This is a genomic window from Bradyrhizobium sp. LTSPM299 (assembly GCF_000938235.1).
GTDB lineage: Bacteria > Pseudomonadota > Alphaproteobacteria > Rhizobiales > Xanthobacteraceae > Bradyrhizobium.
Window position 1 is genome coordinate 1 of sequence record NZ_JYMU01000056.1, and the last position, 24,553, is coordinate 24,553.

The window sequence follows — 24,553 nt, forward strand, 5'->3', positions numbered from 1 at the left end:
ATGGGAGCCGTCGCCTAACAGATTGGCCGGCCGGCGGGTTCGCCCACCGGCCGACCCGGAAGCTGCAAGAGCAGATGGAGCAATCGGTCGATCAACGATGCGAGACAGTCCGTGGGACCCATTGGCGGTCAACAGGTCGCCGGGTTGTTTGGAGCTCGCGTCGCGCAACCCATCTTGGCCAGCGATCAATGTGCGTCGCATCAACAGGCCGGACATATGGATGCAAGCGTTCCGATCTACTCACAAAGCTCTTGTGCCACGGGGGCCGTCCACATATGGGTCCCGGCCTTCGCCGGGACGACGGTGGAGGTTGGATCAGCCTTCATCGAAACAGATGCAGCGCTGCGTATTGCAGCAGCATGATGGTCTTGGCATCGACGATGCGACCGTCGGCGATCATGGCGAGCGCCTCGTCGATCGCAAGCTCCAGCACCTCGATGTCCTCGCCTTCGTCGGCAAGGCCGCCGCCTTCGCCGATGCGCATCGTGGCGTCGTATTCGGCGACGAAGAAGTGCAGCTTCTCGGTCACCGCACCGGGGGTCATGAAGGCCTCGAACACCTTGCGCACACGGTCGAGCCGGTAACCGATCTCTTCTTCCGCTTCGGCACGAATCCGCTGCTCCGGTGCGGCGTCGTCGAGCATGCCGGCGGCCGCCTCGATCAGCAGATCGTCGTAGCCATTGGCGAAAGCGGGGTAGCGGAACTGCCGCACCAGCACGATGGTGCGGGTCTTCAGATTATAGGGCAGCAGCGCCGCGCCGTTGCCGCGGTCGTAGGTCTCGCGGATCTGCGTCTGCCACTCGCCACTGGCGCGGCGGTAGTCGAAGGTGGTGCTGGTGAGCAAGTAACGCGCCTTGGAGAGAACGCGGACGTCCTTGACGCGGACGCGGTCGGAAATGCTCATGCGCAGACCCTAACTTTCACTCACGGCGTCGGGTCGCGGCCGTCGAGCCACTTGCTGAGCATCACGGAGGTCGATTCTTCGTAGCCGAGCGATTGATAAAAGGCGCTTGCCTTGGCGTTCTCTCGCCGGACCAGCAATTGCAGCTTCGGCACGCCGGCCGCGCGCAGCCAGTCTTCCACCGACGCCATCATGGTGCGGCCAAGGCCCTTGCCCTGATGAGCGGGATCGACCGCGACGTAATAGACCCAGCCGCGATGGCCGTCGTGGCCGACCATCGCAGTTGCCACGATTACGCCAGCGTCGCGGCCGACCAGTAGCGCCGAATTCGGTCCGCGCCGTGCCAGCGCGATGTCGGCGGAGGGATCGTTCCACGGCCGGGTCAGGCCGCAAGCCTGCCAGAGTACGACGACATCGGCGACGTCGCTGTCGGCAATCGGAGCAATGGAGAGGGCGGCAGTCGGCATTGTCGTCGAGGGCGCGTTCACAGCACTTTTCCCGGGTTCATGATCCCCAATGGATCGAGCATCGCCTTGATCGCGCGCATCAGCTCGATCGCGACCTTGTCTTTCACGTCGGGCAACTCGTCGCGCTTGAGCACGCCGATGCCGTGCTCGGCCGAGATCGAGCCGCCCATGCGCAGCACGATCGCGAACACGACGGCATTGACGTCGTGCCAGCGCGCCAGGAAATCCGCGGCATTGCCGCCGATCGGCTGAGAGACATTGTAGTGGATGTTGCCGTCGCCGAGATGACCGAACGGCACCGGCCGCGAGCCCGGGACCAGCTTCACCACGGCGGCATTCGCCTCCTCGATGAAGGCGGGGACGGCGGCCACCGGCACCGAAATGTCGTGCTTGATCGAGCCGCCCTCCGGCTTCTGCGCGGCCGACATCTCGTCGCGCAGCTTCCAGAACGCCTGGCGCTGGCTCAAATTCGCCGCGATCACGGCGTCGTCGACGATGCCGTCCTCCATGCCCTTGGTGAGGATCGCCTCCAGCGTGTCGCGGGCATCCTCGCGCGACGACGACAACTCCATCAGCACATACCAGGGGTACTTGGTCGTCAGGGGATCGCGGATGTCGATGCCGTGGCGAATCGAGAAATCGACCGCGATATCGGCGAGCAGCTCGAAGCTGGTCAGGCTGCCGGCCGCCTCGTTGCGCGAGATTGACAACAGTTTCAGGGCGGCCGTCGGCGATTGCAGGCCGACATAGGCAGTCTCGACCGCGCGCGGCCTCGGAAACAGTTTCAGCGTCGCCGCCGTGATGATGCCGAGCGTGCCCTCGGCGCCGATGAAGAGGTTGCGCAAATCGTAGCCGGTGTTGTCCTTCTTCAGCTTCGACAGCGCGTTCAGCACCCGCCCGTCGGCCAGCACGACCTCGAGCCCGAGCGCCATCTCACGCGCCACGCCATAGGCCAGCGCTGCGGTGCCGCCGGCATTGGTCGAGAGATTGCCGCCGATGGTGCAGCTTCCTTCCGCGCCGAGCGACAGCGGGAACAGCCGGTCGACATCGGCTGCGCGCTGCTGCGCCACTTGCAGCACCACGCCGGCCTCGCAGGTCATGGCGTTGGAATCGGCATCGACGTCGCGGATCTTGTCCATGCGCCGCAGCGAGACGACTACTTCGCCATTATGTGGCGTCTGGCCGCCGACCAGGCCGGTGTTGCCGCCCTGCGGCACCAGCGCGATCCGGTGCTCGGTCGCGAGCTTGCAGATCGCTGACACTTCCGCGGTCGAGCCCGGGCGCAGCACCAATGGCGAGCGGCCGTGAAACAGGTCGCGCTCCTCGGTCACGTAGGGCGCGATGTCGGCGGCATCGGTGACCGCATATTTTTCGCCGACGACGGCGCGGAATTTCTGGATCAATTCGGGCGGAAGCGGCGGCACGGCAGGCTGGACGATATTCATTGTTCTTGGTCTTTCACTCCCGGTCTGGTCTTGATCGTTTCGAAAAACCGGCTCTCACATGTTCGGATCATGCGCGTCCGACTGCTGCGCGGCGCAGCCGGTCATTGATGGCTTCGCCCAGCCCGTCGTCCGGAATGGGCATGACGGCAATGGCATCCGCGTTTTTTGTGTCGAGCGTGCGAAGATAGCCGAACAGATTGGCGGCGGCCTCGGCGAGATCGCCACGCGGGGACAGATTCATGATTGCGGAGGCGCATTCGGCCCTCGCGACCTTGGCCGGCCCGAACGCCAGCAGTGCCTCGCCGACATGGACATCGCCGGCATTGAGCCGGACGGGTGTGCGCGGCGCGTAATGCGACGTGAGCATGCCGGGGGCGAGCGGCTGGCCGCTGTCGCTCTCCGGATCCGCTGCCCAAGATAGCAGTGGGTGGCCAAGCACGCGCTCGATCTCGGCGCGCGGCAGTCCGCCAGGCCGCAGCAGCACCGGATCGGAGAAGCAGCCGACGATGGTGGATTCGACGCCGACATCGACCGCGCCGCCGTCGACGATCAGGTCGATGCGGCCGGCGAGATCGCCGTTGACGTGTTCGGCCGTGGTCGGCGAGACGTGGCCGGAGAGATTGGCCGATGGCGCCACGACGGCGCCGCCGAAAGCCTTGATGATGTCGCGCGCCACCTTGTGGGCGGGAACCCGAATCGCGACGGTATCGAGGCCGGCCGTGGCCAGCTCCGCCACCGGACAGGACAGGGCCTTGGGCAGCACCAGGGTGAGCGGACCGGGCCAGAAGGCCGTCGCGAGCCGCAGGGCCTGGCCGTCGAACAGGGCGATCCGGCGGGCGGCGGCCAGATCGGCGACATGGGCGATCAGCGGATTGAAGGCCGGCCGGCCCTTGGCCTGGTAAAGACGGGCGATTGCGGCGGCATTGCCGGCATCAGCGCCGAGGCCGTAGACCGTCTCAGTCGGGAAGGCCACCAGCCCGCCCTCGGCCAAAACGCCGGCGGCGGTGGCCGTGGCGGCGAGGCCGGCGGGCAAAACGAGCGTTTTCAGGCCTGTTTCCACTGTGACTTAAATCCTCAATTCGGTGCCTTGCGGTCCCCGAAACCCGACGCTATAAGCCGGCCTCTTAGTCGGAGTGTGGCTCAGCCCGGTAGAGCACTGCGTTCGGGACGCAGGGGTCGCAGGTTCGAATCCTGCCACTCCGACCATTCTTTCAAGTACTTATACTTTCGATGATTTTTGTGCGCAACGAAATGCGCAACGATTTGGGGTCTCGATGGCGGTCGATCTCAAAGCGTACGCCAGCGAAATCGAGAATCAAATCAATCAAATCCACGAGGATCTGGCGGCTCTCGAAAATGGCACAATGACGATCGGCGAACGCGAGGGAAATGGTCCTGGGCGTGATGTCACCCCAGAAACGATCGAACACCCCAAAGCGTCGCTTCGGACCTACGACCTTATTTTGGCCGATCTCCGGGCACGAATAGAACGCGGCGATTAGGGGCGCCCTTCAGCGCCTCCCTCGGAACGCTTCGGCCGCCTCTTCTTGGAAATCTGGGTGGTGATGGCCGTAGTTGGCCTCTAGCTGCTCCACCGTCATTCCGAGCCAGCCAGCAGCCTCCCACATATCGACGCCGGCTTGCATCAACCATGTTGCCGCGGTGTGGCGAAGCGAATGCCGGACGACATCTTCGCCGAGCCCCGCGTCCTGCAGAATACCTTCCCAGGCTGATCTGATCTTGCCGGCAAGCGGCTGACCGTCGTTGATGCGGTTGACCACAAACCGGATCTGCTCGCCATTCCCCAGAATGCCAGCCGCTCGCAACTCGGCCGATCGGATTTGGTCGAGTTTGCGCCAACGGACTAGGTGAGGGCGCAGACGGCTGGCGATCTTTGCTGGCGGTCGCCGCTTCTTGGTTGACCGCTCCAGCGCGCCTTTGCCTTGATAGACCATGGCGTCGAGGTTCATCCATGGATGCGTCGTGGTGGCGAGCCATTGCGTGCGCCGAATCGTTTCCTCGCGCCGCGCGCTGTAAACGCCAATCAGACAAAAGCGGGCGGCCGGGTAACGGCGCCGGATGATCCAGCGCTCGCGACGCAACAGGTTGCCATCTTCCTTTCGCTTCCAGGAGCTTCGCTCGTTATCCCACACGAAGCCGATCGCGGCACCGAGCAGGCGCGCGGCTTCGTTGCGCGTCAGCCAGCGGTGGCGGCCTTCCGCCTTGGGAGGTAGGGTAATCTTCGGAACGACGCTCAGCGTGTGCTCCGCATGGTATGCGTTGACGGCAGCACGCAAATCTTCCAGCCGGCGCCTGGCGGTTTGATCGGAAACTTTGCCTTGACGCGGCTTAATCCCGGCCCGTCTGTTGTTTTCATTCGGCGTGCCGGTCGACCAGTCCACGAAGTCGCGGCACAGCTGGGCCTTGAGTTTGCCGACGGTCTTGTCCCCGAAGAAGTGGTTCAGGTCGAGCAGGCGTATCAGCAGCAGATCGTGCTGTGCCCAGGCACGCTCGTCGTTCGTGTCCTTTGGACGCTTGGAAGCCTCGTAAGCTGTGAGAACGTCAGCTATCGCGAGGACGGCAGGGTCGGTTGCGCCGATTGTGGTGGTGTGTCGTCCGCCGATGTAGGTTTCGAGCGCTTTCGCTGCGCCATCAACATCGTCGCGGCCGCAACCTGTGCGGATCTGCAGTCGTTTTCCGCCTGCCCGATCGAGGATGACCCAGCATCTATCGTCTTCCCGGAACCAGAGTCGTGGCGGCTTGGCTTTACGGCCAGGCATGTTGGCTTCACCAATTTGCGGATTGCACGAGGCGTCGTCAAATCTTTACCTGCCACTTTGGCAATTTCAAGAGTCCCAGAGGCGGCCGCCCTACGCAACGATGACAATGTCAATGGACCGTGAGGAAAAAACACGACAGCAGCCTCGAGAAGAGTCATTACTTCGTCCTCGCCCCATTGGGCGGGATCGGGGCGCGCTTTCGCGCGGGCGAGCTTGTCGATCTTGCGCTTCGGCATGTATTGAACGCGTTACTCATGAGTTCGCGCTGCCCTCGGATCGGGCGCTAGGTCCAACGTGTATGCGAAATCCGCTCCTCGAGAAGCCCCACCGCTGCGTGGGTGGGGTAATCGGCGGCTTACGACGGTGAATCGGACAATTTGCTTGGAGCTCGAAGCACAGTGGGCTGACGCCACTGGTGCGGTCGGTTACGACAAAGGATTCGACTCCGGTCGCGCGGACGCCGAGCCGTCGAGGGCGACACGCGCATCGATCTGAACGAAGAAACACCCTCCAGGTATCAGACAGCAGACAGCTAAAGGGCTTACGGAAGAGAAGGCGGCGCATGCTAGCCGCGCTGCGAGGGCTTCGGTCTCTTGCAACGGAATTCGATTCCTGCGGCCTCCCCGATTGGCTTCCGATCGTATTTGACGCGAACCAGTTGCTGGAATCTCTCGCGTTTTCAATGCCGCGATCTGTCCCTGGCCGGCATTGAATATGGTAAGTAAGCAATTGATTATAATTTAGTGGATTGGCCGATCTCTCTACCAACGTGAATGCCAACGTTGTGGTGCATAGTTCGGTCCACAGTTTTTGAAGACCATTATGAGCGCGCGCCCAATTCGAGTTCGGTCCCGCTTCGGCGAGTCGAAGTTTTGTCCCGTACCATGGGTTCGAATCCCACTCTCTCCGCCACCGAAATACCTAAGGCTTTGTTTTTGCGGTTATTTTCGGAGTGGTATGGCACTCTACCCCACATTCAGCCCCACATTTTTCGCCTGCTTGGCCGGGTTGATCACGTCCTCTCCCTCAACAACAACGACACCGTTCAAGGGCGCAATGGCAGAGCGGACGAGTGCACCCGTGACGTAATGGTAGGCTTAGTCGGGAGCTCGTTTCGTGTCCTTGGCAGTACCAGTACGGCATCTTCATAGGAGAGTCGTCACCTGATGACCGACTTGAAGACGTAGTCGGTGACGCGGTGGATGTCGTGGGTCACGGGTGCGACGTGGACGTTGGCTACGAACCCGTTCGGTCCGGCATACCGATCAGCATTAGACGTGAAGTGGTTGACGACCGATCCCTTGAGCCGAGAACAGGGCGGCAATACCAAGATCGCGTGGAAGTGGAGTCCGCCGTTACAATAGCTCGGAGACTTGGCCTTATCACGCTTGGTGACAGGAAGATCGGCAACCCCAATGAGGACAGGAAGCTCGTCGGTCGGTGCCGTCCTTGGTCTCCGATGCACATAGGTCACGAGCGTCGAGTAGATTCTTTGAACCTCGTCCCTCATTCGAGCTAGCACCACATGCCGCGGGCCGACGAGGTGTTGGAAGGTGAGGGTGACCAGATAGGCCGACCAACCATCATCGAGTCGATCGGCGATCAACTGACGTACCCGCTGGCGATTGTCTGATCGGGCCGGTTACTATCCCCGGCCTGCCAAGATCGGTTGATTGGTAGGAGACGGGATGATGATTGAATCTTCCCGTTGGGATTATCGATCAACTCGCCGTTGGGAACTGGTTCGTGTGGACGAGTGTCAGCAATCAATTGATGATCGATAACAGATGACTGGATATTGGTAATAGGAAGCCATATGCCGGGCAGCGCTGCTGGCATCTGTAGAACTCCAGATCGCAGGGATGCTCCAGTGGCCATCCAACAAGATGCAAAGGCCTGCATCTTATTTAGTTATTTTGAGACAACTGAGACCCCCGGGCTCAGTGTAATTTTTCCGCTACTCTGGATAGCTACTCGAACCAACCTCAAAGCTTCACCGAAGCTCCCGCGAAATATGGTGCGCGGTACTCGATATCGACGGTCTTCGATTGTGCGAATGTGCGAATGTGCCGTCGCTCGGGAGTTCGGACGCGCGGGCTCGGGCCGTCGCGGGCTCTCCTTCGAGGGGATCCCTAAATCCGCTACCCGGGCCCTAGCCGGCTGTCGCTATGGCAAAGTGATCCATGCGTCTAACGGCGTCGGAAACGTCGGACCAGAGGAGCCATGGTCGTGGCCGGGGCGGGTAGTGCGGTTCGCCCCCTTACGCCTCTGCTTGTCTACGCAGGGTATCGGCGCGACCGGTCCGACGATCGTGTCACCCTCGACGGTCTAAAGCTTTTCCGTCTCTCGTCGGGCTTAGTTTTGCGACCTTGCCCCGCTTTGGTCGTTCATTCCCAGGAGCGTGCTGGACCGCCTGGTCCGATGCTCCGACCGGTGTCTCAGCCCACCGGGTTTACGCGAGTACTCACTGCAAGGAGGTCACGGTTGATTGTTTGATGCCAAGATGTCGCAGTATTTATGGCTTGTCGATCGAGAAGGACGGCTTGAGCTATGCGACTTAAGCTGAAGCGATGGATGGCTCCATGTGCCGAACACTACGTCCGCTTCGTAGGCGTAGCTTTTGCGTTCGGACTCGCACTCTCGATCACTCGCCGGCTCTCCTTCTACGGGACACCTGCATATCGGTGGCCGCGACGTTGCACGCCCGAACTTGAGGATAACATTGGCTGAAGCTTTACGCGGATTGTTCCAGGTGGCCCCCGCATATCGTGACGGTACCGGCCATATCTGCGATGGCCGGCAAGCCTTGAGCAAAAGTGTGGATTGTGGAGAATACACGTGTTACGCTAGTCTAGAATTGACTGTCGTTGCGCTGGCGCAGGAACGAAGGTGCTTCCATGCTGGACGAAACCTATCTCGACAGTGCTTTCGAAAGGTCACGTACCATCGAGGTCGGTAAGGAAATCCCGCCCGAGGAGCCGGATGATCAACGCCGTATCAATGGGAAGGAATTGTCGAGGTGGCTTTTCGCGCGATCAAAGCCAGCGGCGGACGGCTCGCTGGTTCCGATCCAGGTCTGGCTCGTCGGTTTCGACATTGTCGGCGACTTCTTTTTCCCGGCGCCGAAGGAGGGAGGCACGATCGAGCTTTCGTTCGAAAAATGTCGCTTCCGGGGCGGACTCGCGCTTTGGGGAGTCAAAGGAGTGCCTTCGTTCAGCATCTCCGAGAGCGTGATCCAGGATGACATCACGGTCGCCGGCGCCGGGATCGTGGGCGAGCTGCAGATCATGAATGTCAGCATGCGATCCGCGGATATCCGCCTGAACGGCGCATCCTTGTTTGCGAGCGGGCTGGTTTGCGCCGGTGGCGTCAAACTGACGGCCTGTGAAATCGGGAAATGCGAGCTGCTTGGCCTTGACGCGCCAAGGCTAGAGGTTCGCGGTGGAAAGTTTGGTCGGCTGAGCGTGAGCGTCACCCGGCTGGGCGCGGCGGAGCTCGAGTCCTTCAGCTGCGAATCCTTCCGAATCACGAGGAGAGGTGAAAGCGAAAGCACGGCCTCGAAGGGCTTTCCCGTTGTAATCAATGATTGTGAGATCGGTGATGAATTTGTCATCGCCGGGCTGAAGGGCGTTGGCATCAAGATAAGAGAGACCAACATCCATGGGTTCGCACATATCTTTTCATGCGAGCTGGCTTACCTAAACCTTGCGTATTGCAAGGTTGAACGTGACCTGAGGTTCTACGACCTTGCCTGCGTAGGTAACATCCATCTGTTACGGACCAGCGCCGCCGTCTTTGACTGGAGCAACTCTCCGGCGAAAGACGAATCTCCGAAGGCGGCGGCGCGCGCTGACCGTTTCATCGCCTATCGGTGCCAGTTCGGCGAAATCAGTTGGCGGGACCTCTTGCTTGAAAGGGACGCTGATTTTACGAATTGCGTTGTCAGCCTTGACGTGGACGTGGACAGGCTGTGTTGCCCCATCCTCCGGTTCAACAATGCGACGATCGATCGCGATGTCACGTTCTCCGGCGGTTTAATGGACGGCATTTTTTTCGAGGGTTCGCGCGCCCGGTCGCTATCGTTCGATCTAAAGGATCTGGAGGCGCCTGTTGCGCGCATGGAGTTGAACCTTGCTGGGAGCAGCATCAAAAGCCTTGCTTTCGGTTCCGAGCCTTTCGCCGAAACGCCAGTCGCCATTCTGCCCCCGATCCTCAACCTCATCGGCTGCACTTACGAGTCGCTGCCGCGGTTTCCGGCGCCACAGGCGGCCGAAGAACGCCTTGCATTCCTGAAGCGGTTTGCGGCCGGCGGCACAAATCCGTCACGCGTCGAGCCGCAGCCGTATTTCCAGTTGGCAAGACAGTTGCGGTCGGCCGGCTATCTTAGTGAAGCCAACCAGATTCAGTATGACGAGCGCGAGGCGGCGAGGATGGAATTCTGGCGGCGCGGACACTGGCGGCAGTACGCCGGGCTGACGCTGCTGTGCGGATTTATCGGCTACGGGATCGGCACGCGCTATTTCCGTGTGCTGTGGGTGGTTCTCCTGCTGACAATCGTCGGGACGCTGGTCCTCGCGCCCGTGCCTGTCACGGGAAACCCGCTCGAGGCGTGGCTTTGGCGCGCGGGCGCAAGCTTCCAGGAGGTCCTGCCTGTCGCCAAGCTGAGCCCGCACTATGCAGCGTTCTTCGAAGAGAAGCCGACCGACTCCCTCAACTTCCTCCAGAATGCTTACTTCGCCTTCCATCGGTTCATGGGATGGCTGCTTGCGAGCTTTGTCGTAGCCGGGCTTGCCGGACTGACCCAGCGACCCTCAAGCTCCTAATGACCTCGAGTATCACCCGTCTACCTGTCGATCTGCTCGGTTGAAGACGGGCTGAACACAAAAAGCGTCAAGGCGAGTAGCTGATATGACAAAGCCCTGGGTCCATGGCGGCCTTCGAACAGCAGTAGCCATGCCCAGTGGGATCGCGCACTTTGAGTAACTCGATGGCTCTCCAAATAGGGGACCCAAAATCGGCTACCCGGGCTGGCTGGCCCCCCCGATATGCCTACGCGAGGTTTGGCATGGCACCGATCGAACAGCCATGCCGACAATAGCGCCCTAAGCTCGCGTTACAGCAACTTTACTGTCACCTTGGCCCTGCCCTTGTGATCGCCGTAGAACCAATCGTAGACCCAAGGGAGTCCGATGACGGCTTGATTGACGTAAAGGAATATCTCGCCGCTACGCTCGGCCGTGAAGCGGGCCTTGTAGCCTTGGGGACTGGTGTTCGATATCGGCTTAGGGTCGAGGAAATATTCGTCGACACCAGTCGCTCCGACGCGAGCGATGAGCCGGTACCACGGCCGGAAAAGGATGCGCCGTAAGAAGATCGTCGCGTAACTATTCAGTTCTTTGAGGCCTTGCATCGTCGATGTCCGGTAACCGCCTGGTGTGACAGGTCGCCCGTCGTCCTCCCAGGGCTCCGTCATCGTGATCGAGATCTCGTATGAGAACCCCGGGCGCACCGCGAGCCCGGTCGGAGCGCATATCAGACTCGTATCGAAGTCGATGGCGTTCTGCGGTATGCCCTTGTCGGCGGCGACAAGCTGGTTGGCTGGGGTTCCTTTGCAGAATGCGCCCGTCGAGTCCGCGACATTGAACAGGAAATGACTGAGCACCGTTGCGCCGAACCAGACCATGGCGGCAGCGAGAAAAAATGGGACGACGTATCGTCTCCCGGTGTTCAGGACCCATTGATAGAGCCAGCTGGTGCGGAAACAGTAGATCGCATTTTGGACGATGCCGGAAAGCGGCGCCGGATTCGCGCGGTCACGCCAGATGATCCGCATCCTGTCGCTGATCGTTCCGCTTAGCGAGCCGCCGATTCCCATCAAGATAGCCACAGCAATGATCCCGCCAGCGAACCATTCCGGGTTGCCCGCGTACCAGTCTGTCCACCAGTGGAGGGAAGTCGGAAGAAACGACTCAATGAGGCGAACGGACTCTGAAACCATCCTGAAATAGGAATCGAACTCGTGCTCCTTGTTCTGACCGTGGAACAGCCAGAAAGCCGCGAGGTGGAGTGAGGCCGCGAGCGTCGCAAAATAAGCGATCCGTCTTAGCCATACATAGTTCCACAACTTCTCTTGTGCCGCGTATCGTACCGGCGCGCGAACCGGCGTTTCGAACGTACCGGCGCTCAGCGGGGCGACCTGACCCGTCCGGGAGACCACGACATAGCTAGGGGGAAGTCCGATTGGAGCGTAGGAATTGCAACCGCTGTCGATGCGCTCGAACACGCTCTCGTGGATCTTTGGCATCGGGACGCTGACCCCGACGTAGGGGTCGTTGCAAAGCTCGGCCACCTTGCGCGGACCGTATCGATAATATGCACCCAGTCCCGAACGCGAGTCATAGAGGCGGCCGTCTTTGTCCTCGGACGACTTGATAGATTTGAGTGCGTCCGGGTCCGCGTCGGGTGCATTCTTGAACACAAGGCCGCGTTTGACCGACTCATCAACGAGCCAGGCTAGCGGAACGAATGCGACCGCATCGTCGGGATAACCTCCGCCGACGTTTGCATGCATCCCGACGAACCACACCTGGACCAAGCGCTCGCCGTCGATCGTCACGGGAACCGTCGGGGCGGGCTGTCCCTCCGTCTGTTCAGTCCAGAGGACTGGATGAAAAGTCGTTCTCTCGTCATCGAGGGCCAGCGCGTGACGCGCACACTTGATCCGGGGATTGAGAACCCGATTGGGCAGCTCCAGAGGCCAAACCCAGTTACTGATACCCCGTGTCATTTCGTCGATCGGCAAACCGTAAGCCGCGACCGTGTCCCACAGACCGACAAACTCGATCGAGAGTGGCGTGGCGCAACGAATTTCCGAGTACGGCTTATTGCCTCTAAAACGATCCCAGACCGGTACAAGGATGTAATCGCGTATGGCCCGAAATATGACCTCGATCCGCCACACGGAGTGGTAGCCGGCCGCGCGATACGCACGATAAGCCTTTACGGCACCATCATGCAGCTCGGATTCTGTATCCGCGATGATGAGCCCCTGCTCTAGGATGAGCGCAGCCAGTACGCGGGCCGTAAATGCGCCACGACTGAAGCCGAACAAGTAGATCTTCGAGCCGTTTACGTGGTCGTAGTTTCGACAAATAAATTTGTAGGCATCAAGGATATTGCGCTTAAGACCGTAGCCAAAAGCGCCGCCGAGAATGGCGAGAGGCACAAATGATGAGGTGCCGACGCCGTCGTCATACTTTGCGGCTTGGGCATTGCCCTGGAGATCGAGGGCCTGAAAGATCCGCCATACGTTTGTTCGCCAAACGCTGGAGGCCGCGTTCCCAGTACCGTCCGAGAGGATAATGACCTTAGGACTGGCCACTACATGAGCCTTTCCAAAAATGATGCGATGAAATGGCCGGCAGCTTAACAGGCTCAAAAACTAGAGCAACCAGAGATAGCGTCGCATTCCTGACACCTGAACTGCACAACACCCAGGGAAGCAGCCATCTCGCGACGAGCAGCGAGTGTTTATCATTCTTGAGCTGCCTGGCTCTGACATCTACCTGTGGCGAGGGGTTGCCTCAGCGGTCTGGATTTCCAGCCTATTAGTGGACGAGGAGCGGCGACTCAGGCTAGCCGAAGATGGAAACGAGAGAAGACATCGGCGAACCGGCCTCCCGGCCTGATGGTTCGTTGATAGGGGCAGACCGGAATAGACAAACGTACAACAGCGAACGGCCGTATTGTCGGTTAGCGCAACTTTTCGTAGCAAAACGTCACGATTCAGATTTACAACCAGAGGGAACTAGTAGAAGAATACTCGCCCATAAAGAATAAAGCAATTTAGCTTGGTGCTGGCGCGATGGGGTTTGGGCAATGAAGTTCCAAATAGCAAAGTTGCTAGTTTCGATTGCGATTATGTGTCTGGCAACCAACTCTGTTCTCGCGGACACCGCAGAGTGGACGTTGATGGTGTTCATGAACGGCAAGAATAGCTTGGAGGCAGATGCGCTTGCCAACTTCCGAGAAATTGCGGCAATCGGCAGCACATCGAAAGTGAATGTTGTTGTCGAGATGGGGCGACCGTCCGCTCACGTCACGCATGAAGCCGAAGGTTGGTCGGGCGTTCTTCGGTTCAATGTGAAGAAGGGTCAGGCCCCGGTTCCCGCGTCCGCAGTCTTGGATCTTCGAAGGAATCCTGCACTTTCTGACATGGGATCACCCGCCGCATTGGACGATTTTATCAACTGGTCATTAGAGAAGTATCCAGCAAAAAAATACATGCTGGTGATTTGGAATCACGGCCAGGGTTGGCGGTTTCAGATGGCTGACGACGAATCCATACGTGATGCGTCGACCCGCATCCCGCCTACCGACCGCACGATGTTCACGCGTCTTTCCCAAGCTGCAGAGCACACGCCGCAGGTAGGAGGTTATCGAGCGGTATCCTTCGACGATGACACCAAACACTTCTTGTACAATAGCGATGTGCAGAAAAGCATCGCAAATGCTTCTTCTCGACTAAAGCGCAAGCTCGATATCGTGGGGTTCGACGCATGCCTGATGTCGATGTTGGAGACCGGCTACGGATTCCGAACATCCGCCGCGTTAATGGTATCGAGCGAGGAGTTGGAGCCGGGACCAGGTTGGGATTACACCGCCATAATGGGCCCTCTCGTGCGGACCCCGACTATGACGCCACTCGATTTGTCTAGTGCAGTGGTGGCGGCCTACAAGAACCGCTACGGAGATCACCATATGACGACACTTTCAGTCGTCGATCTTTCAAAAATCGAAGCAACGGCTGACGCTGTTTCGTCCTTCGCGGATGCGCTGTTAAATTCGATCGACTCCGAGCGGGCAAAAGTAGAGCAAGCCAGATCAAAGTTGACAACTTATGGAGCGGGCGACGGCCTTTATACTTCGATTGATTTGCCCTCCTTTCTAGAGCTCTACATCGCCGAGACGACAGAGTCTGCTAGTCGGACCCGTGCGCAAGCGGCGCTCGATCTTGCAAGGCAGACCGTTGTCATAAACTATGCTTCGGCAACGAGCGTGCGTGCGACAGGGTCGAAAGGCATTGCCATATATTTCCCCGCCAGCAAATCGGACTTTGATGCGGATCCCTACAAGCAAGGTTATGTGAAGACAAACAGCGATCACCCCGTGGATTTCGTTTCACATGAGCGGTGGTCCGATTTCCTCCAAATTTACCTTCGGTGACTTCGCATTGTCTTGTCACCCAGAATCACGCTGTAAGGCTCGATCTATTTCAGGGCATCTGACGTCCGCTGCGTTGTTAATAATTATTGCTTGTTTGATTTCTTCGGTTACGGAGGCAAATGAGCCACCTGCGATTGAAGTAAGCGGCACCATAGACAAACTTGCAGATGCCATACTCCCTCTATGGACGAGCAGGGATCCTCCGGTCATCCTCTATCACCTAAAGGTCGACTCAGGCGATCTAGTGGTCACAATCGAAAGTTACAATTCTCTCTTTGCGAAACGATCGCTGTACAAAGAAAACTGTGTAGCTTCCGGATGGGAAAAATTGATCGATTGTGACTTGCATATGATCGATAACCTCATCGACCGCTTCGCTTTGATCGGTAGGTCAACCAACGACAGGAGTCAGACCGCGCGGCGCGTTGAGTATCGTCGGACGTTGCTGATGTGGGTCCTGGGACACGAATTGGGGCACGTGGTTTTGAAGCACGGGCTCAGTGATTATGATGAGATAAAGGGGATGCACGTCTTCGATGCGGCGGGGCAAGCGAAAGAGCTCGAAGCTGATTCTTATTCCATCAAGGTTGTTGGCAACATAGATACAGCGTTACCGTCGGCGTATTCGACGATCTTGGACATAACCAATGCGTTAGTTCGAAAGGCCGTGTGCCCCAAGACCTTCCCCAAGCTGTGCAGCGCTATGCCGATCGGTGTTGGCTTGATCTTCGACTATACACCAGGTGCTCAGTCGATTCGAGTCGCGATGACCGGATCCCATCCGGACTACGTCGCGCGGTTTCTACGCATTTTATATGAATCGGCACGCGCAACGTCTCAGGAATCCTCGCTTGGGATCGTGTCACGCCAAGCGATCGAATTGCTTGAGGTTGAAGATAGCGCTGGCAGATGGATCAGCCTAAACGAGGCCCTCGCACCAAAGTGAGGAATCTCATCGCCCATATTTGTTTGTTTGGAGGGGTAGAAAATGTGTTTCTTCAAAAATGGCTTACTTTTAGTGCCGACAGTGGTGTTGTCCGCCTGTGGCGCGACGCTTCCTCAGATGATTTCTGACAAAGTATTACCCCTTGACACCCTTGTTACCTCGATCGGCTGCGAGTTCAGGAATGCTGTTTGGTATGAGATTGACGTAAAGGGGTACTCATGGCTTTCCGATTGGCAAGGCCAATACACGGTAACATTAAAAGGGAACGAGACTGGCGGCCTTAAGGCGACCAGTACCATTCCGGCAACCCTCGCTAAAGGATCATCGGTTGCGGTTGGGGTCGGGGGCGGCGCAACAACAACTGCAAACCGTACGGCTGTTATGAAATTCAATTTGGATTTTGCGGACGTAAAAGGCCCCTGCCAGCCTGAGCAACTCAACGAAATTCACCCGTTTCTCCAAGGGAAGATCGGTTTTGGGGAATGGTTAAACCGAGCGATCGAAGGCGCCTTGGCGGACGACTACATCAGGAGCAATCCCGAGAAGTATGTTGCGAGCATTGGCCACACATTCGAATTTAGCCTGGATCTGAATGCCAACGCGTCCCCAGCTTTCACCATTGTCCCGTCACCTGCAACTTTGGTGACGCCGACCGGAACGGTTGATCGGCTAGACGACAATATTGTTGATGTTTCACTTGCAAAGCCCGCGACCAAGGACACGAGCAAGACAGTACTGAAACCTGAGAAGGTCGCAGAAAAGAAACAAAAACTGGCGGAATTGAATGCCGCAGAAAAGACGGCTGCGACCGATGACCGACTTCTGAAGACAGACCCTGATTTGGTGAAGGCTCAGAGCTTGCAGACCCGCATTGAGGCGCTCACCGCCCCTGGGTCTCGTTCGGACGAGACTTCGAGAGCTCAGATCGAAGCGGAACGAAACGAAAATCGTGTCGCATTGCAGAGGCTCGTGACCGTCAAGGAGGAACTGCGGAACGCGCAAGCGAGCCGAGGGGACAGCGCGATTGCAATCAGGCAAATAGAGTCGGATCCGGCGAACTATCGCGTTGTTCGGTCGAAAAGTGCTACGCCGCCATCGGAGAACTTGAACATCCAGAACACACAATTGCAGCTTACGCTTGAGCGGTTGATCAATAATACGAGGATAACAGGCTTCTGAGGTAGCGCTTTCCGACTTCCGAGCGCGTAGGGTTGGAAGCCTTCCAACTCGCTCCATGAATGGCCCAGAATTCCGGAGCCGTCCCATGTCGGCTTTCGTTGCGGTTGGCAGCATCAAGCCACCGGCACCAAACGAGTGGTGTATGCCCAGTCGAATCGCGCGCTGAGTAACTCGATGGCTCTCCTTTGAGGGGACCCCTAAATCGGCTACCCGGGGCTACCACATCAGTTGAACGACCCTTCGTTGAGCGTCCACGTCCTGCTCAATGTACCGCTGGGTAGTTCGCAGGTTGGTATGACCGGCCAGCACCTGTACGTCCCTGAGCGAGCCGCCGACAGTCGATATCTTCTGTGCTGCTCTCGTGATGAAGGTCCTGCGGCCGCTATGGCTTGAGCACCCGACGAACCCGAGGTGCCGGTACCACCTCTGGAACATGTTCACCACGGCTTGGGGTGAAGTGGATAGCCCGCGCTCCGTGCTTATGACGTACGGTCCAGCGAAGTGCATGACACCGTTTCTGTACTCAATGAGCGCGGCTCGAACGTCACCGTTTAGCGGAATCATCCTGCCTGAGTTGCCCTTGCTCGCGACGTCCTGAAGGCAGATCCGGTGCCCGATCTCCCCACTGGAGTCGTTGGTCATCCACCAGGTGAGGCGAGCTATCTCTTTCGCCCGTAAGCCGGCTTTCACCGACAAAAGGAAAATGAGCCGGTTGCGCTCTGGATGCCTGGTGCTTGAAAGGTAGGAGAGCATAGCCTCGACTTGGCCCTTGCTCAGCGTTTTGGCTTGCTTCCCGAGTCCCAATTTGCCCTCCTGACTGGTTACTTATGGTCAGCAGGACGCTGGATTGTAACGGGTCAGGCGGGAACGTACATGCTTGGTCGAAAATAATGCGCGGCAGCTCAGGGCCTTGGTGTGACTGATGATAGAATTGTCCTTCTATAATCAGTCAATGCGGAACTCTCCCCCCCCCTTATTTCCGCTTGCGTCTCCCACGACTGACAACTTAGAGTTCAGGTTTAAATCTTACCCATGGATTTAGCGTGTTCATTACGGCGGCGATCCTGCGCTCCATCGCGGAAAATGTGCCAGGCGATCGCCGGATCGAACAAGCGCGCATCATCAATAGCATCAGCCTCAATATTAATGAGCAATTGCTAAATGTCAGAATCACTGGTCCCGATCAATTAGCTCTCTTTTTTGCATTGTTAGTTTTGGACTCCTCTTATCTAAGTCTGACAGATGAATCGCCGCAATCTGATACGAACGGCAATTTGTTTGGTGCAAGAGGCCTTTTAAAGATAAGGGGTCGAGAGAATTATCGTAAATTCGGAAGGCTTCTTGCAATCGATTTGGAAAATAGCCCCCACGTTGTGGCTGAACCGACAATCGCCATTCACCTAGCGAAAGAAATTTGGAATGCGCATTACGGTGGGCGGGTGGCTATCGACGATATCCGGGGGATTAGTCAGGAATTTGCGTCTCGGGGGCGCGTGTTCCCTGCCCAGGATTATCATCTCTGCCTTATGCGGACAGTTGCTGTTCTCGAAGGGTCCGAGAGAGCCGCCCTTGCAACAGATCTAGCGCGCCTTAGCGGTCGATCAGCCGGCGCAACCTATACGGTTTGGTATGGTACAAACAGGCGTCCAACTGTCGACGGATTAAACTATTCATCCGACCGCGATGAAGAAGTTCATTACGGTAAGTGCGACGTATTCGTTCCCAAATCCCACAAAATTGGCTCCATCGGATCTTCGCTGATCAAGAGGGCTTTATCAGGAAACGACGATCGGATCCGGCTCATTGCAGTCAAACCCCTAAGCGTCGAGACTTACTGGAAGTGTCTACAAGAGACTTTCGATACCGCTGAAGAACCAAAAACAGCGATCGTACTGGTGCACGGCTACAATGTTTCATTCGAAAGTGCCGCCATTCGCGCTGCCCAGATTGGCTACGATCTGTGTGCTCAGAGAGCTATGGCGTTTTTTAGTTGGCCCTCCCAGGGGAAATTGAGCGGCTATCTAGCTGATGCCGCCACTATCGAAGTGAGCGAGGCGGCGATCGCTAGTTTCCTAATCGATTTTGCCGAACGTAGCGGCGCGGAGAAAGTTCATGTGATAGCCCACAGCATGGGGAACCGTGGAGTACTGCGAGCAATCAATCGAATTGCTGCACGGGCGACGGCGCAGAGCGGCAAGATCTTCGGGCAGATTATTCTAGCTGCTGCGGATGTTGATGCCGATCTATTCAAGCAGTACGCGGCTCCATACGTCGAGTTATCACAGCGAACTTCTATCTATATCTCCTCTCGCGACAAAGCGGTTGAGGCGTCTCACTGGCTGCACGAGTTTCCTAGAGTTGGCTTAACGCCACCAACACTAGTTATAGATGGTATCGATACAATAAGCGTTTCGAATGTCGATATGAGTATTCTCGGGCATGGGTATTTTGCGGAGGCACGTAACGTCTTAGCCGACCTTTATGAACTCATTGCACATGGAGCGCCACCGGCGATGCGATTTGGGCTCAGAAAAGCGAAGGCCGAAGATGGCCGGAGTTACTGGCTGGTTAAGCCCTAGAAAACGTATGCGATCGCGAGGCGACGATGTCAGACGGAAAACGGGTAGCTCTAGTAATTGGTAACTCTGCATACTCAAGCGCATCACTCCTGAAGAATCCAGCCAACGATGCTCGCGACATAGCCAACGCGCTCGCACGTATTGGATACTCAGGAGTTACCTTAGATGCGTCGACGGAATCGATTAGCGAGGTTGAGCCTCTCATCCCGCTATTTGACCTAAACTACGACCGCCTTCGGAGAGCTATAGCTGCTTTTGCGCGGGTCGCTGAAGAAGCGGAACAGGCTGTATTTTATTACGCTGGTCACGGAATCGAGGTTGGAGGTCGGAATTATCTCATCCCGGTTGACGCGAGGCTTCAACATGCCAGAGATGTCGAGTTTGAGGCAGCGTCTCTCGATCAGGTGATGGGGGCGGTTGAAGATGGAAGTGGTCTGCGACTTATCATTCTCGACGCCTGCCGAGACAATCCCTTCCGTAGCCGGATGATCTCCACAAGGACGCTGTCGCGAGGCCTCGGCATGGTCGAGCCGCCCAGCAACCATATGATTGTCGCATACTCCTCGAAGCACGGAACGGTCGCTTTAGATGGAAATGCAGGCAATAGCCCATACGCGATCGCGCTACTGAATTATTTGGAACAACCGGGATTAGAGATCGGCGAGTTCTTTCGAGAAGTGCAGGACTTTGTGCTTGAGGCGACGGGACGCCGTCAGGAGCCGCGCACCTATGGCTCGCTCGGGCGTCGAAAATACTATTTCGTTCTTCCAATTGCTCGACCCGTCAATATTCCTCCAAGCGAGATTGAGGCACTTCTAAGCGAAGATCCACAAGACCAGCATCTTGAGCCGGTTGGCGAAAGTGGCTCGTCGAAGAATATAGCTCCTGTGGTAACTACGCCAAAAGCGGCGGAGGATGCCACCGGGGAGCGGCTCGCGACGAATGGACTGGGAGAGGGAAGTGCGGCTCGTGAGCCAGGCGACTCGGCTTCGAAACAAGCCCCGAACGAAGGGTCCGAGGGATTGAACGACGAAGTCGACATTCGACCTGAGGAAAGATTACCAAGCCTCCGCCGCAATAGGCGAATGGTTGCATCAGCGGCATTAATAGGGACACTGATCATCGCCTCTAGTATTATACTGAAAATGCCGCCCTCGCCAAACCCTCAACAGGGGACCACTACGACTGAAACGGTTAATGTCGTACCCGCTCCGCCCGATACGTCTGGCAAAACGTTACTTGGTGATTGGTGCGAAGTGAGTCTCTCCAACAACAAAACTCTCTCTCGAGCCTCTATTCAGCGGGATTCGGACGGAACAATTATCGCCGCGGGGTTTTTCCCGTTTACGCAGCGCATGCGGGTAGAGCAGCGAGGCGATACCGTGTACATGGAAGGAGGCGGTCAGAGGACGGAATACAATCTCATAGGCGAAGTACTGAATACAAATTTGAAATTTCGCGCGGCGGGGGGCAGCATGGTCGCGAAATACTATCAGAAGTCGACGCCGTGCCCGTGAAACGCGATGCAACGCATTGAACTACGCGTTGACCATGCAAATATTGCGGCACGACACGATCGAATCCGTCGTGGCCGAACGGACTGATTATTGAAGAGTAGTTCTATCATCAGCGTAGAACGCGGGAACGCTGGCAATCTTGTAGGAGCAAAAGGGGCGTGCACTTAATGAAGTGCACGCCCCCTTTTACTAAGCCTTACGTTCAAGCCCCATGATCTTCCAACCAAGCGCGTCAATTGCGTTCAGGTAGTAGTCGAGGGTTTTCTTTTCCTCTGGGGCAGGCGTCCCTGCACCATTCTGAAGTGGGGGGTTAATGAGTCCCAGCTTCTTAGCGTGCTTGGCTTCGCCATCCTCAACGGCACGGACAATTCGCGGAATATGCTTGCTGTCCACGCGGGCAGGGTTCTTCTCGTTAAGGATTTGGCTAACGAATGGGCCACTAAATCCCACCGCTTTGCCAATGTCCGCGAGCGTCGAAAAGCTGCGGAAAGCACTCAGCCTTGCTCTCAGAGGCTTTGAGAGCGGGCCATTCTTCCCATCCTGATATTTTTCGTCGTAGTCCATTTAAGTATCCTTTCGTGTTGAAAACCGCTGCGGTCGCCCGAGCATTCCCAACATATACACCGATCTTGCTTACATATCAACAACAATCCTTACGATTTATGCGTCGAGGAGCCACATCTTTCTCCGTTCCTGACGGCGCTCCATGACGTGAGACGGAAGGCGACGCTGGAAGGATGGTGTCGCCCGCATGTTTCACAGGATGTGAACGGGCACTGTGAATATCGATTTCGGGTAATCCCTCCGGGCTAAGATGGTCACCTGATCCCGAATCAAAGGTGACCACATGCGCTTCTTAAAGAGATGGTGGGAAGGGGAGCGCGTCCTCTCACAAAATGACCCTAACTCCGCCGTCGTGTTTATGAGCCTAGGGAGCTACAGGCGCCATTGGAGCTCGCGCGCCGCGCATTGGGCGATAGAATTCTACATGCGAGAATGGAAGTGGACTCTGGGTGCAGTCGCGGCAGTGATCGGAGCCCTCGTCCTGAAAAGGTAGCGCCATGTTTGATGAGATTCGATATCGCTGGACGCTCAGGAAACACCTGAAAGCGCAGCACGCGCTATACCGGGCTTATGACGAAACGCCCGTGGACGATGAGGACGCCGATGTGAGCCCAAGGCGTGGGATGAAAAACGATCTTATCTATCAAACCCAGGCAACCGACTACTTCCGCTCAAAGCATCTGGTCGAAAAAGCGTACCGCTATCACATGCCCATTCCTCATGATGATGAAAGCTGGATACAACCGAGCGGTGCGCCTGAGCGTTTCCTTACGACAGCGGCAGCCCAAAAGCTACGAGCTGATATTCGGGCTGAACAAAAGGCCGAGTGGGATTACTGGGCGAATAGGGTTACGCTGGCGCTCGCGTTGTTCGGCAGCATGCTGGGCGTCTTCAACTTATTTAAGTAGTAGCCTCCGTGTTGTCGTGCTGCTCACCCCCGCTGGCCGGTTGGGCTAATCTCACAATCAACACACTGATCTATTACGCCTTCGACATTCTCTGGCGGGACGGTGATCTGCGAAAGCTGCCCCAGATTGAGCGTAAGCAGATCCTCTCCGACCTCTTGGGCGAAAACGACATTGGCCTGCCGGTCATCTATTCCGAACATCTGAGCGGTAACGGCCAGGAGATGTTTGAACATGCCGCGAAGCTGAACTTCGAGGGCATCGTTTCCAAGCGAGCTGATGTGCCCTACCGATCCGAGCGCAGCGAAGCCTGGCTGAAAATCAAAACCGTCCAGAAGGGCAAATTCCCGGTCATCGGGTTCGTGAAAGACGCCGACCGGCGTTGCCGCGCTGTATCTCGGCAAGCGCGAGGGCAAAGACCTGGTTTACATGGGCAAGGTCGGCACTGGCTGGTCGCGAACGGTCTCAAGCCAGATTCGAAAACAGCTTGATAGCGTGGTAAGCCCGAAATCGAAGCTTACCAAGCCGGTCAAGAAACCGAAGGCGACCTGGGTCGAACCGCTGTTCACGGCGGACGTGGAATTCAAAGACATCACTTCCGAAGGTCTGCTGCAGCAAAGCCCGTTCAAAGGCTTGACGAGGAGCTAGCTGAGCCGGCGAGTACAGTATTGGCGGGTTTGGGCGTGAGGGTTCTTCCAAGCGAGGTCGCAGCAGCGATTGATGGATTGTTCGGCCCCCGGACTGGCGATATCGACGACCAGAGAGTCGGACCTCAGTTTCAGGCCGATGTCAGTACCATCATCTCGCTGCTGGACCAGGTGCCCACCGAACTTATTGATTTTGGCATCGTCCATTATACCGAGCTGATGAAATGCAGAGCGGTCCTCGTTGCTGCCATGGGATATTGGGAACGTGGCGCGCAGTTATCCGCCGCCGCCGTCAATGGCAAAGACCCGGTCGAACGTATCAAGAGGCTCATGCAGCTCTGCCACGACGAACTGCCGCCACCCGAACCTGAATTACCGTTTATCGACGATGAGGCGCGGCGCGTAGGGATCGAAAACCAAATTGCCGCCGCCTGGGCGAGCTTTGGTTCGCGGACCTGGCTGGGAGCCACGACGTTTGCCGGTGCGGCCATGGAAGCTGTCCTGTTATGGGCGCTGCAACGATCGGCGCCGGAAAAGATTTTGCGAAAGCGCGGCTCGTCGATCTCATCAACGCGGCCTCAAATGCTCAACATATCGCGCCAGAAACCACAACAATAGCTCATGCGGCACGGGACGCGCGAAACCTTGTCCATCCTGGCAAGGTCGCAGAGACCGGCGTGTCCTGCAGCAAAGCGTCTTCGCTGACGGCGCTGGCTGGCTTGTATCGGGTAATTGCGGATTTGGCGGCGGCACAGACAATCGCAAAATCGTAAATGCAATAATCTAGGTTCTAGTTTCGGGTAGACGTGAACGCGCTCGGCGCCTACGTCGGTCGCTTATCGTGGCTTTATCTACGGCTGGGGCTTTGGAAAGACTGGCCTGCTGTGCTGGATAGACTTCGCAGCAATATCCAGCATCCGTCCTGGTACAAGAAGATCGCATATCACCGGGCGTTTTATCATCTCAGCCCCGGCGGCGATCGCGAGAAAGCCCGACAGGAATTGGCAAAGGCGGGGCCAATTACCAAGAAGGAAGATGACCTTGAGTTGTTGCAGCTGTATGTCGATCTCGAGTTTGACGATTTGCCCTTTGCGGCTCGCATCGAGATCCTCGACCGTATTCTTGAGCTAGATGACGACCGAGAGAACTTGCTGCAATATCGGGGCGCGAAGCCTTGTCGCGCAAGCCGGGACATGTGGGCGCCGTGGCCTTCAGCCGGACCGGAGATCCCGACACTGGGGTCTTTGGCGATGCCGAGGTCATCAGGAAGTTCGGCGAGGTGCCGGACGATCTCAGTACGTTGTAGAGACCGTGGCGGCAGGTCGAAGGACGGCAGGCCACAGCAATAAAACATGTTACATATCAGATAGATGGCATACATTTTGCATGATTTTTCAA

General features: G+C 57.3%; 21 protein-coding genes and 1 tRNA gene. 13 read left to right on the top strand and 9 right to left on the bottom strand.

The window, feature by feature from the left end:
- Positions 1–322: 322 nt before the first annotated feature.
- From UP10_RS28355 to UP10_RS28370, 4 genes are all read right to left on the bottom strand, one after another.
- A complete protein-coding gene (locus UP10_RS28355; protein ID WP_044590526.1) occupies positions 323–904 on the bottom strand; it encodes an NUDIX hydrolase in 582 nt (193 codons plus the stop codon).
- A gap of 20 nt (positions 905–924) precedes the next feature.
- Positions 925–1,368, bottom strand: a complete 444-nt coding sequence (locus UP10_RS28360; RefSeq protein WP_044590553.1) for a GNAT family acetyltransferase — start codon at positions 1,366–1,368, stop codon at positions 925–927.
- 17 nt (positions 1,369–1,385) lie between these two features.
- Positions 1,386–2,813, bottom strand: coding sequence for an FAD-binding oxidoreductase (locus tag UP10_RS28365; RefSeq protein WP_044590527.1), 1,428 nt, complete (start codon positions 2,811–2,813; stop codon positions 1,386–1,388).
- 67 nt (positions 2,814–2,880) lie between these two features.
- Positions 2,881–3,873: an L-threonylcarbamoyladenylate synthase gene (locus UP10_RS28370; RefSeq protein ID WP_044590528.1), complete on the bottom strand. Its 993-nt coding sequence runs from the start codon at positions 3,871–3,873 to the stop codon at positions 2,881–2,883.
- 69 nt (positions 3,874–3,942) lie between these two features.
- On the opposite strand from UP10_RS28370, the gene UP10_RS28375 reads away from it, so the two are divergent.
- Positions 3,943–4,019 (top strand) — tRNA-Pro (locus UP10_RS28375).
- 68 nt (positions 4,020–4,087) lie between these two features.
- Complete coding sequence (locus UP10_RS28380; RefSeq protein ID WP_044590529.1) at positions 4,088–4,315, top strand: hypothetical protein; 228 nt, start codon at positions 4,088–4,090, stop codon at positions 4,313–4,315.
- Between the two features lie 9 nt (positions 4,316–4,324).
- Here the strand turns inward: UP10_RS28380 and UP10_RS42205 are convergent, their stop codons facing one another.
- Both UP10_RS42205 and UP10_RS28395 read right to left on the bottom strand, forming a co-directional pair.
- Entirely contained in the window at positions 4,325–5,593 is a 1,269-nt protein-coding gene (locus UP10_RS42205) for a site-specific integrase (RefSeq protein WP_050043830.1), read from the bottom strand.
- A 1,159-nt stretch (positions 5,594–6,752) separates the two neighbouring features.
- Positions 6,753–7,199, bottom strand: a complete 447-nt coding sequence (locus UP10_RS28395; protein WP_044590530.1) for a hypothetical protein — start codon at positions 7,197–7,199, stop codon at positions 6,753–6,755.
- 1,291 nt (positions 7,200–8,490) lie between these two features.
- Between UP10_RS28395 and UP10_RS28400 the strand changes: the two genes are divergently transcribed.
- Positions 8,491–10,416: a hypothetical protein gene (locus UP10_RS28400; RefSeq protein WP_044590531.1), complete on the top strand. Its 1,926-nt coding sequence runs from the start codon at positions 8,491–8,493 to the stop codon at positions 10,414–10,416.
- Between the two features lie 290 nt (positions 10,417–10,706).
- On the opposite strand, the gene UP10_RS28405 is transcribed toward UP10_RS28400, so the two are convergent.
- Positions 10,707–12,974 carry a T6SS phospholipase effector Tle1-like catalytic domain-containing protein gene (locus UP10_RS28405; protein WP_044590532.1) on the bottom strand — a complete coding sequence of 756 codons (2,268 nt, stop codon included), beginning with the start codon at positions 12,972–12,974 and terminating at the stop codon, positions 10,707–10,709.
- Between the two features lie 497 nt (positions 12,975–13,471).
- Here UP10_RS28405 and UP10_RS28410 point away from each other — a divergent pair, with 497 nt between their 5' ends.
- The 3 genes from UP10_RS28410 to UP10_RS28420 are packed head-to-tail and all read left to right on the top strand — an operon-like array spanning position 13,472 to position 16,943.
- Positions 13,472–14,818: a clostripain-related cysteine peptidase gene (locus UP10_RS28410; RefSeq protein WP_044590533.1), complete on the top strand. Its 1,347-nt coding sequence runs from the start codon at positions 13,472–13,474 to the stop codon at positions 14,816–14,818.
- On the top strand, positions 14,778–15,764 hold the full coding sequence (locus tag UP10_RS44615; protein WP_156180308.1) for a M48 family metalloprotease: 987 nt from the start codon (positions 14,778–14,780) through the stop codon (positions 15,762–15,764). The genes UP10_RS28410 and UP10_RS44615 overlap by 41 nt, the downstream gene beginning before the upstream one ends.
- Before the next feature lie 42 nt (positions 15,765–15,806).
- On the top strand, positions 15,807–16,943 hold the full coding sequence (locus tag UP10_RS28420) for a hypothetical protein (RefSeq protein WP_044590535.1): 1,137 nt from the start codon (positions 15,807–15,809) through the stop codon (positions 16,941–16,943).
- Positions 16,944–17,159: 216 nt separating this feature from the next.
- Here UP10_RS28420 and UP10_RS28425 read toward each other — a convergent pair whose 3' ends face one another.
- A complete protein-coding gene (locus UP10_RS28425; protein ID WP_082077287.1) occupies positions 17,160–17,747 on the bottom strand; it encodes a tyrosine-type recombinase/integrase in 588 nt (195 codons plus the stop codon).
- Positions 17,748–17,986: 239 nt separating this feature from the next.
- Between UP10_RS28425 and UP10_RS43305 the strand changes: the two genes are divergently transcribed.
- Positions 17,987–19,522: an alpha/beta hydrolase gene (locus UP10_RS43305; RefSeq protein WP_082077288.1), complete on the top strand. Its 1,536-nt coding sequence runs from the start codon at positions 17,987–17,989 to the stop codon at positions 19,520–19,522.
- A 26-nt stretch (positions 19,523–19,548) separates the two neighbouring features.
- Positions 19,549–21,039: a caspase family protein gene (locus UP10_RS43310; RefSeq protein ID WP_082077289.1), complete on the top strand. Its 1,491-nt coding sequence runs from the start codon at positions 19,549–19,551 to the stop codon at positions 21,037–21,039.
- Positions 21,040–21,228: 189 nt separating this feature from the next.
- Here UP10_RS43310 and UP10_RS28445 read toward each other — a convergent pair whose 3' ends face one another.
- Entirely contained in the window at positions 21,229–21,603 is a 375-nt protein-coding gene (locus UP10_RS28445; RefSeq protein WP_044590539.1) for a hypothetical protein, read from the bottom strand.
- A gap of 497 nt (positions 21,604–22,100) precedes the next feature.
- On the opposite strand from UP10_RS28445, the gene UP10_RS28455 reads away from it, so the two are divergent.
- From UP10_RS28455 to UP10_RS44620, 5 genes are all read left to right on the top strand, one after another.
- Positions 22,101–22,511: a hypothetical protein gene (locus UP10_RS28455; protein WP_044590541.1), complete on the top strand. Its 411-nt coding sequence runs from the start codon at positions 22,101–22,103 to the stop codon at positions 22,509–22,511.
- 8 nt (positions 22,512–22,519) lie between these two features.
- Positions 22,520–22,999 (top strand): ATP-dependent DNA ligase, encoded by a 480-nt coding sequence (locus UP10_RS28460; RefSeq protein WP_245321909.1) that lies wholly within the window; start codon positions 22,520–22,522, stop codon positions 22,997–22,999.
- Entirely contained in the window at positions 22,938–23,156 is a 219-nt protein-coding gene (locus UP10_RS45995) for an ATP dependent DNA ligase (RefSeq protein ID WP_245321911.1), read from the top strand. The genes UP10_RS28460 and UP10_RS45995 overlap by 62 nt, the downstream gene beginning before the upstream one ends.
- Positions 23,157–23,176: 20 nt before the next feature.
- On the top strand, positions 23,177–23,773 hold the full coding sequence (locus UP10_RS28465) for a hypothetical protein (RefSeq protein ID WP_156180310.1): 597 nt from the start codon (positions 23,177–23,179) through the stop codon (positions 23,771–23,773).
- A gap of 188 nt (positions 23,774–23,961) precedes the next feature.
- Positions 23,962–24,504 (top strand): hypothetical protein, encoded by a 543-nt coding sequence (locus UP10_RS44620; protein ID WP_044590543.1) that lies wholly within the window; start codon positions 23,962–23,964, stop codon positions 24,502–24,504.
- Positions 24,505–24,553: the final 49 nt, after the last annotated feature.